Genomic DNA, 11,734 nt, shown 5'->3' with positions numbered 1-11,734 from the left:
CCAACTCGCCGCCGCGCTGGCGAACGACACACCACCGAATCCATCTGACCTGACGGAGTGGCAGGACGCTGTGCGCATCGCCGCCGAGCACGCACGGACAGAGGTCTTCGCCCGGATCGCCGAGAGCACCGGCCGCCCGCTGCTCGAACTCGCCCAGGCGGTACGGGCCTGGAGTTACGGCGGCACGGCCGCACTCGCGGTCCTGGAGGACCCCTGGACCCCGGACCCATCCGTACTCACCCGCGCCCGTGCCTGCCTCGCCGAGGACTGGGCGGACGGAGGGCCTCCCCCGCTGCGCGCGTGGCGCAACCGCTGGACCGTTGTCGGCCGCGACCGCCAACTGCGCTACGGCCGCGACGGCCGCTGGTATCCGTACGGGAAGGAGGATGGCGCCTGGTGGCCTATCGGTCCACCCGACGCTGACCCCGCCACGGCCCTCGCAGCGCTGCTCCTGCTCCAAGATCGCCGCTGGTGACCATAATGCCCGAAGGGGCTCCGATCTTCGTCATACTCCCCGATGCCCAGGAAGTCCGCGGGCAGCTGCACGCCCGCCGACAGATGAAGGACGGCTGGCTCTATCAGGTAGGAATCCTGGTGTGGCAGAACGACACAAACGGCTCCGCCGAACCTGCCGAGCAGCGAGTCTGGGTGAGTCCCGCACACGCACGCCCGGTACCCGGTGTCTCCTACGAGCACGTCCCGACCCGTCGTCCGTCCGGAACAGATACTGCGTCCCAAGAACGCCCGCCCGCATGGACACTCCAGTACCTGCCCCACCGCCCCGGCCACCCGGGCGCCACACTCCTCCACGTCATCGGCTGCACCCCCAGCCACCGGACACTCACCCGGGAAGAGGCCCTTGCCGCCCTCCGTCAACCCCGCGCAGCAGCCTGCATTGAGTGCGACGCGGCCCGATCCCTCACCCCCCAAACAGCGGCAGACCGACCAGAACCGCCAGAGCCAACAACAACGCGACGACGAATCCCGGCAGGACACGAACCCCAGCGAAACGCCTCCATAACCGCCCAGCTCGAAAGAGCAACGAGACAAGGAACAGAGAACTCACAGCGCCGACGACAGCTGAACACCGCCGGCGCCGGCCCGCGCCGACAGCCCACCGCTCGTCAGGCCGCCGGTGCGAACAGTCCGAGCAGACGTTCCTTCTACCGGCGGCCCAGCCTCTGGGCGCGGCGGGTCCCGGAGATGTCTGAGGTGTGGGGCTGCTTTGGGCGTTGGTGAAGGAAGCGGCGGGTTTCGTGGGCGTCCGGATGGGCTGCGAACCGTCGCCGGGCGAGTGCGGTTGGCGGTGGTGTCGGATCTCCGCTGTTCGCTCAGAACAGCGCCAGGCCCTCACCGCTGGTGTCCGCGACGACTGGCCGGAACCTGGCGGGAAGGCCGTCCAGGCGATCGGGTCCGGCCGCGGCGGCCACGGCAGGGGCTGTCTCGGCCAGCCAGGTGCCAAACCGCTGGGCGGCTTCGCGGTAGGCGATTTGCGTCAGGACACGGTGTGTGCCAGAGGGGCAGAAGTCGACGGCGACAGTGAGCAAGCAAGAACCGGGCGCGTTCTGACTGCCCGTCCAGGACACCCGCAGCACACCACAGGGTTTGCGCGCGCGGGAGCCGCGGGGGTCGCGGTGGGTCGGGCGCAGCGATCGGCAGGCTACGTGGGCGGTCCATGCGGCGAGGTGGGGCAGTGGCAGGGTGGTGCGCGCGCGGCAGCCGGGGCAGCGGTGCCAGTGGCGGAGCCAGTCGGCGGTGTGGGTGTCGAAGAGGTGTGTGTAGTGGCTGGCCACGCGGATGTCGTTGCTGTACAGGTGGTCGGGTCGTTCACGTGTGTTGCAGGAGTGGCAGACGGGAGCGCGGACGTAGCCGTGTTCGTGGCAGTGGTCGAGTACGGCAGCGGGTGCGGTGCGGCAGACGGCGCACGTCCACCCAGCCACCTTGCGGGAGGTGTCCGGTTTCCTGCTCAGTGCCGAGTACAGCTGGCCTTGCAGTTCCCCGTTGTACGGGCGCAGCGAGGCGGCCCCGCAGTCGGAGCTTGTCGTCTGCCGGCCGTCGGCGGCTCGGGCCTGCAAGGGCGGCTCGGTGACGGCACGGTTTCCATGGCGGGTCCGCGCGGCTTGCAGCCACTGCGTTTCGGCGTGCTCGGCGGCGTCCAGCAGCCTGACCACGGCGCGCGGCAGCCACCATGTCCGCGCCGTCCCATCGCGAGTCTGCTCCACAAGTATCCGCCGCCAGTCGATCCCCGCCAGATGGGACGCCCGGCCGCCTTCACGTCGTACTGCCCGCTCGGACTCGCCCAGCCTCTGCAGTTCCCGGGTGACGCGCTGGCGCCAGTGCAGCAGCATTGTCTCGTTGCACTCCTTCTTCGGCGCGCCACGGAACGGACCGATGCGGACCAGGTCCAAGCAGTCCATCTCCACCGCGTTCAGTTCCGCTGCCGCCCGGCGCACCTCAGTCTCCGCAACACTCCACTGGCCCCCGCTTGCCTTCACCGTCGCCACCACACGGCCGCCGAGCAGGACGTACCCCACGCCGGCATCAGCAGGAGAACAGGTGAACACCGCAGAAGCCGTCGGCACAGCGCTACCGGTCGTCAAGCCGGCCCACAGAGCGTCCGCAGCGCCCCAAGGGATCAGGCCACCGCTGCGACCCGGGATGACACGCTCAGGCATACCGACAGGCTAACGGCCCGCACCGGCATGCTGATAAGGGCGGCCGTTCTGTGCATGACTTGCTGGCATTACGCGGTCAGGAACACAAAGTAGGCAACGGACGGGCCGGTCTCAGGACCATCGGCAGTGCGGAACAGCCGCCTGCGCACCATCAGTCCGGGCTGTTGCTGCTCCGCCGCACCGCGGGGCGGCCGGTTCACCCCCCTTATCCCAAGGTTGAGCGGGTGCGGGGACAGCTTCCGCGCAAACTGGCGCACCGCCGACGTGATCCGGCAGGCCGAGCGTTGCGGTGGCCCGACTCCGGCGTCGTCTGCCTGGACGACGGGCCGAAGTCCACCGCCGCTGAGAAACAGGTGCGGGCGGCGCTGGAGAAGGAGCCTCACAAGGAACCCGGAATGGCCCGCCGCGCACTGTGCGACGGCTGCACCGTTCACAGCTGATGACCACCGCCCCTTGTGCTCCCCGGCGCAGCGGGCGCCCCCTCCAGTGGATCGAGGAGATGACCATGGAGACGAACCCCACCGCCCTGCTGCTCGAACTCGCCGCCCAAGCCCAAAGCGTGTGCGACCCGGACGGCCTGCACGACCTGCTGTCCAGAGGCCACCGCGCCTGGCGCAAGAGCGTCGCCGACGTCCAGGCCGGCGTCGACCGGGAGACCGCGAGCATGTCCGACGACCAGTTCGCCAAGCGGTGCATTGCTGCGGGCGACCAGTATCCCTGGCACCGCTGACAACAGGACCCTTGTCAGCGGTGCCAGGGAAAGCCAGGAGGGACACCCAGCCGGCCTACTTCAGGCCCCCGGTCACCAGGTCGATACGCCAGTATCGCTGCAGGGACAGGAACAGCGCGACGACGGGGATGATGGACAGCAGGGTGCCGGTGATCACCAGTGAGTAGAGGGACGCCTGGTTGGCGCCGTGGCGCAGGAGGCTGTACAGGCCCACCGTCAGCGGGAACTTGTCGTCGCTCGTCACCATGACGAAGGGCAACAGGAAGTTGTTCCAGATCACGATGAACTGCAGCAGGAAGACGGTGATCAGACCGGGCGTCATCAAGCGCAGCCCGATCGCCGAGAACATCCGCCACTCGCTTGCGCCGTCCATCCGCCCGGCGTCGAGGAGCGAGTCGGGGACGGACGCGGCCGCATAGATCCGGCACAGGTAGATGCCGTAGGGGTTGAACAGCTGGGGGAGGATCACCGCCAGGTAGCTGTCGGTGATGCCGAACTGGGCCAGCAGCAGGTACTGCGGGACGGCCAGCACCACCTGCGGCAGCAGGACGCCCGCCAGAATGGTGTTGAACAGCAGGGTGCGGCCGTGGAAGCGGTACTTGGCGATGGCGTAGCCGGTCGCGGCCGAGACGGAGGTGGCCACGAGGCCGCCGGCCCCCGCGTACAGGAAGCTGTTGAGCATCCAGTGCCAGTACACGCCCGAGTCGTACGAGGACAGGTCGGCGATGTTGTCCGCCAACCCCGGGCCGAACGACGGCAAGTAGGTCGCAGTCGAGAACAATTCGCTGCGCGACTTGGTGGAAGCGATCAGGATCCAGAGCGTCGGCACCAGGCAGTAGACCGCGCCGAGGAGCAGCGCCACCGTGGGGAGCAGGGCGATCCGCCGCCGGCGGAGGCGTTCGGTCCGGGCGGCGGTGGTTACGCGTGACATCGCGGGACGGGAGGCCGAGTCGATCGTCATCGCTCCTCCTTGCCGACGGCTCCGACGGCACCCCACCGGGCCTGCGCGAGGCGCCCGACGAGCAGGGAGATGGCGAGGATTCCGGCCGCGAAGACGATCGAGGTGGCGGCCGCGAGATGGATGTCGGAGTCGACGAACGCATCGGTGTAGATCTTCATCAGGGGAACCCAGGTCAGGGATATGGCGTTCGACAGCGGTTGCAGCGTGTTGGGCTCGTTGAACAGCTGCAGGGCGGCGAGCACGGTGAACAGGGTGCACATGGCGATGGCGGGACGGATCAGCGGGACCTTCACCCGCAGCGCGATCTGGAGCTCGGAGGCTCCGTCGATCCGGGCCGCCTCGTAGATCTCCGGCGGCAGTGCGCGCAGGGCCGTGTACATCACCACCATGTTGAAGCCGACCGCGCCCCACACCGCGATGTTGGCGACCGAGACATACACCGTCGAGCTGCCGAAGAAGTCGACGTGCTGGCCGCCGATTGGGCTGGTCGCGGGCAGATAGAGAAAGCCCCACAGCAGGGTGGCGAAGACGCCGGGCACCGCGTACGGCACGAAGATGGCCAGCCGGGCGAACCGGGTGAGCCCGGCCCGCGCTGTGTCCAGGAGGAGCGCGAACAGCAGGGCGAGGAGGACGGTCGCCGGTACGGTGATCGCGCCGATCAGGAGCATTCGGAGCAGGCTGTGCCACAACTCGGCGTCGTGGATCACGGCGGAGTAGTTGGCGAGGCCCGCGAAGTCCGTCCTGCTGCCCGTGCCCAGCAGCCCACCGCTCACCTTGCGCTGCTGGAAGCTGAGGAGCAGCGCGTAGCCCCCGGGAGCTGCCACGAACAGGAGCAGTAGCAGCGTCGCGGGCACGACCAGCAGATAGGGCAGACGGCTGCGTCCCGCCCGGCGGCCCCGCCGTGAAATGGTTGTGGCCATCGGCATGTCGTCCCCATCGGATGAGTGGCTGGTTGCGGCGGTTGATGCTGTCGGAGCCGGTCGGCCGCCCGGGCACGGAGGTCGGATCCCGCGGCCGGGCGACCGGAACCGGGGCTATTTGACAGCGAAGCCAAGCTTCTTCATGCCGGCCGTGGTGTTGTTCTGCATGGTGTCGAGCGCCCTGGTGAAGGAGCTCCCGGACTGCAGGGCCGCGCCGAAACTGCCCCGGTAGGCGGAGAAAGTGACGGTGACGTTCGGGCCCCACATCGAGAAGCTGCGGGCGCCCGGTGCGACCTTCTTCACCTCGGCATAGAAGTCCGGCTGGTTCGGGAAGAAGGCGGGCGGCTGGTCGAGGATCGGCAGGGCCCGTCCTGAGGTCGAGGCCGGGTAGATGTTGATGTTCTTAACCTGTGCCGTCACCGCCTTGGGGTCGGTGTTCAGCCAGCTCGCGAACTGCGCGGCCTGGGCTGGGTGCTTCGAGTCGGTGGTGACGGTGATGGCCGAGCCGCCCCAAATGCCGGTGGCGGTGTCGCCCGCCGTCCAGGACGGCAGCGGCGCGGCTGTCCACTTCCCTTTGGTTGACGGGGCGATGCCGCCGATCTGGGCCGGGGCCCAGGCCCCGGAGATCCAGGTGAGCAGGGAACCATTGTTCATCTCCTTGTTCCACTGCGGGGAAAAGGAGGGGTTCTTCGCCACCAGGCCCTTGTCGACCAGGCCCTGCCAGTAGTCGGCGACCTTGGCGCTGGCGGCGCCGTTGATGTCGACGTGCCAGGTGTTGCCCTGGGTGGTCCACCAGTCCGCTCCCGCCTGCTGGGTGAGGCCGGTGAACCAGCCGGGGTCGGCGGCATCGAAGTTGGTCATCGAGGCGTTGGGAGCCTTCTTCCGCAGCTTCGTGGCGTCCTGCTCGTACTGCTGCCAGGTGGTGGGCACCTTGAGGCCGTACTTCTTGAACAGGTCCGCCCGGTAGAACATCATCAGCGGGGCGAAGTCCTGCGGGATGCCGTAGACCTTGCCCTGGAAGCGGGTCTGGGCCAGCGTCGCATCGTCGAAGTCAGTGACCGCCTTCTTCGTCTCGGCGGTGATGTCGCGGACCACGCCGCCCGCCACCAGACCGGGCAGCGACTGGTACTCGACCTTCGCGATGTCGGGGGCGGTCTTCGCCTGGTGTGCGGTGATCATCTTGCTGACGAGCTGGTCCCCGCCCGCCGGGTTGCTGAGGACAACCTGTATGTCCGGGTGCGTCGAGTTCCACAGGTCAACAACCTTGTCCATGCCCGGGTCCCAGGCCCACATGGTCAGGCGGGTCTTGCCGCCGGTCGGTGCCGATCCGTTGTGGGATTCGCCGTGCCCGCTGCCGCAGGCGGCGAGAACGAGTGTTGCGGCCAGGGTGGCGCCGGCGACTGCGGAGGTTCTGGTCTTCATTGGCCAGTGCTCACTTTCGTGTCAGAAGAGGGCCTGCTGCGGTCGTCCCGTCAGTGAGGCCGTCGCCCGGTGGTCCCGTCACGGCCCCGCCCCCATGGCCGACCACGGCCGACTTTGACTGCGACTTAACTAAGTCTCGACAGAGGTGGGGTCAATATGATCGACGCACTTATTCACGACGTGTCGATTTCATTTCAGGGAAGTCCGTACCGGGCGACGGACGCAGGGGCCGGGCTTACGAAGCAGGGCCGCCTGAACCCTGCACCGTACGCGCTGGGGCGCAGCAATGCGATCCCCCAAAGACCGCACGTCAGGCTGATACTGACAGTGCCTCGTAGTCAACCGGGTGTGCGAGGGGCAGTCCGGCGGCGACCCGCAGCACCTCGGCCACGGCCGCGGCGCCGAGCCGCGCCAGTTCCCCGCCGAGCGATCCGGCGATGTGCGGCGTCAGCACCACATTGGGCAGATCCCACAACGGGGAAGCGGCGTCGGTGACTTCGGGCTCGGTGACATCGAGTACGGCCCTGATCCGGCCGGTGCGCAGCTGCGCGGTCAGGGCGTCCTGGTCCACGAGCGCGCCGCGCGCGGTGTTGAGCAGCGTGGCGCCGTCAGGCATCGACGCCAGCAGGCGGGCGTCCACCATCCCGCGCGTGGCCTCGACCGACGGTACGTGCAGCGAGACCAGGTCGCTGGTGGCGAACAGCTCCGGAAGACCGACCAGCCGAGTGCCGAGCGCCGCCGCCTCGTCGACGGTGACGAACGGGTCGGTGAGCAGCACCTCCAGGTCGAAGGGCCGAAGCAGCTCCAGCACCCGGCGCCCGATCTGCGACGCGCCGACCAGGCCGACCCTACGGCGGTAGTTGCCGATCACGGCGTACCGGCGCGCCAGGTCGAGATCGGCGCGGCGCTCCCGGTACTCCCGGACCGCTGTCGGTACGCCCTTGTTGGCCAGCAGGATCATCGCGAGCGTGTACTCCGCGACAGGGATCGCGTTGGCCCAGGCCGCCGAGCCGACCGCGATGCCGCGCTCGAAGACAGCCCGGTCCAGGTGCTCCTTGACCGTGCCCGCCGCGTGCACCACGGCGCGCAGCCGCGGCGCCCGGGCCAGTACGCCGGCGTCCACCCGTGGGCAGCCCCAGCCGGTCAGCAAAACGTCGGCCCGGGCGAGCGCGGCACGCGCGCGTGCGGAGTGGAACTCCCGCAGCGGCGACCCTGGTTCTAGAGCGCAGTGCGCCTCCAGGCGGGCGCGGACGTCGCGGGGGAAGAGCCGGCCGGGCAGATGCTCGGCCATGGCCTGCACCACGACCAGCCGCTCATCCCCCGCCGGTCCGCTCACCGGGCCGCCCAGAGCAGTCCACGCGTGGTGAGCGCCCGTACGGTCGGCTCGCGCAGGTCGTCCGGCTGGTGGCCCAGGGCCGAGAAGAAGACACGTCCCCGCCATCACTGCCGGGTCCAGACGACGGGCATTACGGCCAGCCGCTCGCCCTGCCCCGTGGCGGAGGGGGCGATGGTGGTGGACGCGAGGACCGTGCTGAATGCGTCCGTCAGCATCCAGTACTGCTCGGTGAACACCGAAACATCGGGCAGCCCGGCGACGATCGGGTGCTCCCGCTGCTCCGGTTCGATGCGGGCCCGATACTCCACGTGCTGGGCGGGGTGGTGCAGGAACAGGCCGCCCACCATGCGCAGATACGCGAGGCTGTCCTGGAACGTCGCCACGACCCCGCCGTGCCAGCCGGCGAAGCCGGTGCCGGCCTCTACGGCCGTCACGAGCCCCGCGCACTGCCCCTCGGTCAGCCGACCCCCGGTCCAGCACTGCACGACGAGATCGGTCCGCGCCATCAGGTCCGGGTCGGCGTAGACCTCCAGGTCCTCCCGGACCGTGACCGAGAAGCTGGCGGCCGCCAGCGCGGGCAGGAACAGGTCGGTGCACTCGCGCGGGGCGTGCCCCTCCCAGCCGCCGCGGACGACCAGTGCCGTTCGTGTCGCGGCCATCAGCGGGTCGCGGGGTCCGCGGTCCACGCCGGCACGGTGAGCGGGGTCCGCTGCACGCCGATCCACTGCCGCTTCGTGAAGCCCGCCATCTGGTCGTCCGCGCCGTGTCGCGCATGGGCGTCGTTGACGTGCACCTCGCCGGCGTCCAGCAGCTCGGCCACCGATAGGCCCCGTATGAGGTCGGCGGAGAACACCGAGGTCATCAGCATGGGCAGCCCGTTGGCCACGGCCACCGCTTCGTCCTGATCTCCCACGACCGTCACCGGGAGGACCGGGCCGAAGATCTCCTCGGTGAAGGCGGGCATCTCGGGCGTCACCTTGGCCAGCACCGTGGGGCGGTAGAACAGCCCGTCGTACGTACCGCCGGTGAGCACCTCCGCGCCCATGTCCACCGACGCCTCCACGATGGCGTGCACCCGGTCGCGCTGGCGCGCGCTGACGAGGGGCCCCAGATCGGCCGTCCCGCTCATCGGATCGCCGACCTGCAGGGCGGCGGCACGGCGGGTGATCGCGTCGAGATAGTGGTCGGCCACCGCGCGGTCGACGATGTGGCGGCCGGCACTGATACAGGTCTGGCCCTGGTACTCCAGTGAGGCGACCATCGCGCAGGAGGCCGCGAGGTCGATGTCGGTGTCGTCCAGCACCAGGAAGGCGTTGTTGCCGCCGAGTTCGAGCCGGATCGGCCGCAGGGTGGCCGCGGCGGAGGCCGCGATGGCGAGGCCGACCTCGCGGGATCCGGTGAAGTCCAGCAGGTTCAGGCCGGTGTGCTCTGCGAGCGCGTACCCCGCCTCGTGGCCGTCACCGGTCACGACGTTGAGGACGCCCGCCGGCAGTTCAGCGGCCCTGGCCGCCTCTGCAAGCACCTGGCCGCCGATGATCGGCGTGAGCTCGGCGGGCTTCAGCACGACGGTGTTGCCGAAGGCGAGCGCCGGCGCCACCGCCCGCATGGCCAGGTTGACCGGGTAGTTCCAGGGCGTGATGACGCCGATCACCCCGAGCGGCACCGCCCGGGACATCGAGAGTTTGCCGGCCTTGTAGGGCGGCAGCAGGTCACCGGCGCTCTCGCTCGCCTGGATCATGGAGATGTGCAGCTGACGAATGCCGGTGGACACCTCGTCCTCGGCTTTGGCGCGCACCCCGCCGGTCTCGCGCATGCTCTGCTCGACCAGCTCCGAGTGGTGGGCCTGGAGGAACTCGGCCATGCGCCGCAGGCCCGCCGCCCGCTCTGGAGCACTCAGCGCTGCCCAGCCCGGCTGCGCGGCACGCGCCGCGGCCACCGCCTGCTCGACGTCCGCGGCGCCACCGAGGGCGTACGTACCGATCACGGCGCCCGTGGCCTTCTCCACGACGTCGGCGGTACGCCCTGAGGAGGCCGGACCGAACGCTCCGTCGATGTAGAGCTGGGCCGCGGGGAATTGAGTCGTCATGAAGACTCCACAGAGGTCAGGAGGCTTTGGCTTTGACTTAAACTAAGAGTCGAATGCGTTGCCGTCAACGGTCCCTCACCAGCCGTGGAGTCGTACGCCGGAGGCGGCTCAGCGCCCTGACGGGCCTATCCCCACGCCCCCGCACCGGACACGACCGCCCTTGGTCGGCCGCCCGTGGCGAGCAGGTGCGACACGGGCAGGGTGGCGGCACCCATCGCCACCGCCTCATGGCCCAGCCGCCCGACCTCGATCTCGGTGTGACCGCGCAGATAGGACAGGGCGTGCCGCTCGGCCGTCTCGCGCACGGTGGGCAGAACCACCCCGCCCATCACCGAGCCAGCCCATCCGGAGAGCACCACGAGATCGGGGTGGAGCAGGTTGATCAGGTTGCCGATCCCGATACCGATGTACTCCCCGACCCCCTCCAGGGTCTCCATCGCCACCGGGTCGGTGGCCGCCCGTGCCGTCAGTTCCGCGAGCCGTCCCTCGGTCCCGGAGGCGTGGAACGGCTGACTGCCAAGCGTGGCCTGGTAACGGTGGAGGATGGCCTCGGCCCCGACGTACGCCTCCAGGCAGCCCTGCGAGCCGCATCGGCAGGGCAGCCCTCCGGCGTAGATCACCGTATGACCCCACTCGATCGTGGCAGGGGTCAGGCCCGCGACGCCCCCCTCCGTACCCGGCGCGAGCGCCGCGCCCACACCCACCCCGATCAGCGCGGTGACCACACGGTCGACACCCCGGCCCACTCCGCGCCACATCTCCGCCTGGCCCAGGGTCCGGGCGCAGTTGTCCACCATGAGCGGTGCCTCGACCCCGCGAGCGAGCATCTCGCCAAGCGGGACACCGGCCCAGCCGAGCGTCGGCGCGTGCACCAGCATGCGCCCCGGAATCCGCGGGTCGGGCCGAACCGCACCGGGTACGCCGACGCCCACCCCGAGGAGATCGGCGGGATCGACGCCCGCGGCACGAGTCACCTCGGAGACGCCCTGGAGCACCAGTTCGGCCACCGCTTCGGCATCGAGCCGGATGTCGGCGATCGAACGGACTTCGGAGGTGATCACCGACAGGGTCCAGTCGAACAGCCCGATCCTGATGTGCGTCTCGCCGATGTCTACCCCGATCACGGTGCCGTAGTCGGAGCAGATCTCGAGCACCGAGCGCGGCCTGCCCCCGTCGGAGTCCTCCGAACCGCCCTCCGCAATCAGGCCCTCGGCAATGAGCTGCGAGACCACGTTGCTCACCGTCGCGGAGCTGAGACCGGAGGCGCGGGTCAGGGCGTTCCGGCTGGTGGGGCCCTGGACGTACAGGCAGGAAAGGAGGGTGGACCGGTTGCGCAATCGCAAGTCGCTCGTCGTTCGCTTCACCACGGGTTTCACGCGATAAAGTCTGCCAGCCCGCGGCTCGGGCAGGCTGGGTCGGTCGACCGAACGCTCCCCCAGGACTTTCCGATGGCGGGCCACATGCGACGACTCCGACCGACCGCGTACGGTCCGGCGCGCGCCGCGCCCTGCCCGCCGCGACCTTCCCCTCCGGACCCTCCTGCGAATGGACGGTCAAGAACACAGGTCTGCGACGCCCGCAGCCGCGGCGGGGCGCCCGGTGCC

The 11,734-nt window shown here is 69.6% G+C and carries 10 protein-coding genes and 1 pseudogene; 3 read left to right on the top strand and 8 right to left on the bottom strand.

Annotated elements, in window-relative coordinates; translation table 11 throughout:
- Both AB0I54_RS44750 and AB0I54_RS44745 read left to right on the top strand, forming a co-directional pair.
- Positions 1 to 475, top strand: a pseudogene (locus tag AB0I54_RS44750) (SWF or SNF family helicase); the annotation flags it as partial.
- 5 nt (positions 476 to 480) lie between these two features.
- On the top strand, positions 481 to 1,239 hold the full coding sequence (locus AB0I54_RS44745) for a DUF6233 domain-containing protein (protein ID WP_363302131.1): 759 nt from the start codon (positions 481 to 483) through the stop codon (positions 1,237 to 1,239).
- 92 nt (positions 1,240 to 1,331) lie between these two features.
- On the opposite strand, the gene AB0I54_RS44740 is transcribed toward AB0I54_RS44745, so the two are convergent.
- On the bottom strand, positions 1,332 to 2,675 hold the full coding sequence (locus AB0I54_RS44740; RefSeq protein WP_363302125.1) for an endonuclease domain-containing protein: 1,344 nt from the start codon (positions 2,673 to 2,675) through the stop codon (positions 1,332 to 1,334).
- A 505-nt stretch (positions 2,676 to 3,180) separates the two neighbouring features.
- Here AB0I54_RS44740 and AB0I54_RS44735 point away from each other — a divergent pair.
- Positions 3,181 to 3,405 (top strand): hypothetical protein, encoded by a 225-nt coding sequence (locus AB0I54_RS44735; protein ID WP_363302124.1) that lies wholly within the window; start codon positions 3,181 to 3,183, stop codon positions 3,403 to 3,405.
- 55 nt (positions 3,406 to 3,460) lie between these two features.
- Here the strand turns inward: AB0I54_RS44735 and AB0I54_RS44730 are convergent, their stop codons facing one another.
- From AB0I54_RS44730 to AB0I54_RS44700, 7 genes are all read right to left on the bottom strand, one after another.
- Positions 3,461 to 4,336, bottom strand: a complete 876-nt coding sequence (locus AB0I54_RS44730) for a carbohydrate ABC transporter permease (protein WP_363302130.1) — start codon at positions 4,334 to 4,336, stop codon at positions 3,461 to 3,463.
- Between the two features lie 26 nt (positions 4,337 to 4,362).
- A complete protein-coding gene (locus tag AB0I54_RS44725; protein ID WP_363302123.1) occupies positions 4,363 to 5,286 on the bottom strand; it encodes a sugar ABC transporter permease in 924 nt (307 codons plus the stop codon).
- A gap of 114 nt (positions 5,287 to 5,400) precedes the next feature.
- On the bottom strand, positions 5,401 to 6,708 hold the full coding sequence (locus AB0I54_RS44720) for a sugar ABC transporter substrate-binding protein (RefSeq protein WP_363302121.1): 1,308 nt from the start codon (positions 6,706 to 6,708) through the stop codon (positions 5,401 to 5,403).
- Between the two features lie 310 nt (positions 6,709 to 7,018).
- Entirely contained in the window at positions 7,019 to 8,044 is a 1,026-nt protein-coding gene (locus AB0I54_RS44715; protein WP_363302120.1) for a hydroxyacid dehydrogenase, read from the bottom strand.
- A 104-nt stretch (positions 8,045 to 8,148) separates the two neighbouring features.
- Complete coding sequence (locus AB0I54_RS44710; protein WP_363302119.1) at positions 8,149 to 8,730, bottom strand: ThuA domain-containing protein; 582 nt, start codon at positions 8,728 to 8,730, stop codon at positions 8,149 to 8,151.
- Positions 8,703 to 10,130: an aldehyde dehydrogenase family protein gene (locus AB0I54_RS44705; protein ID WP_363302118.1), complete on the bottom strand. Its 1,428-nt coding sequence runs from the start codon at positions 10,128 to 10,130 to the stop codon at positions 8,703 to 8,705. Before AB0I54_RS44705 ends, AB0I54_RS44710 begins: the two co-directional genes overlap by 28 nt.
- Before the next feature lie 125 nt (positions 10,131 to 10,255).
- Entirely contained in the window at positions 10,256 to 11,506 is a 1,251-nt protein-coding gene (locus AB0I54_RS44700) for an ROK family transcriptional regulator (RefSeq protein WP_363302117.1), read from the bottom strand.
- Positions 11,507 to 11,734 lie beyond the last annotated feature (228 nt).

The organism is Streptomyces sp. NPDC050625, assembly GCF_040654755.1.
GTDB lineage: Bacteria > Actinomycetota > Actinomycetes > Streptomycetales > Streptomycetaceae > Streptomyces.
The sequence above is the reverse complement of the archived record's forward strand: the minus strand, read 5'-3'. Positions and strand labels throughout refer to the sequence as shown.

What these genes read in the sequence shown, in the direction of transcription:
- AB0I54_RS44705 (WP_363302118.1), bottom strand. Translation starts at nt 10,130, where the DNA reads ATGACGACTCAATTCCCCGCGGCCCAGCTCTACATCGACGGAGCGTTC.
- AB0I54_RS44730 (WP_363302130.1), bottom strand. Translation starts at nt 4,336, where the DNA reads ATGTCACGCGTAACCACCGCCGCCCGGACCGAACGCCTCCGCCGGCGG.
- AB0I54_RS44735 (WP_363302124.1), top strand. Translation starts at nt 3,181, where the DNA reads ATGGAGACGAACCCCACCGCCCTGCTGCTCGAACTCGCCGCCCAAGCC.
- AB0I54_RS44740 (WP_363302125.1), bottom strand. Translation starts at nt 2,675, where the DNA reads ATGCCTGAGCGTGTCATCCCGGGTCGCAGCGGTGGCCTGATCCCTTGG.
- AB0I54_RS44720 (WP_363302121.1), bottom strand. Translation starts at nt 6,708, where the DNA reads ATGAAGACCAGAACCTCCGCAGTCGCCGGCGCCACCCTGGCCGCAACA.
- AB0I54_RS44725 (WP_363302123.1), bottom strand. Translation starts at nt 5,286, where the DNA reads ATGGCCACAACCATTTCACGGCGGGGCCGCCGGGCGGGACGCAGCCGT.
- AB0I54_RS44745 (WP_363302131.1), top strand. Translation starts at nt 481, where the DNA reads ATGCCCGAAGGGGCTCCGATCTTCGTCATACTCCCCGATGCCCAGGAA.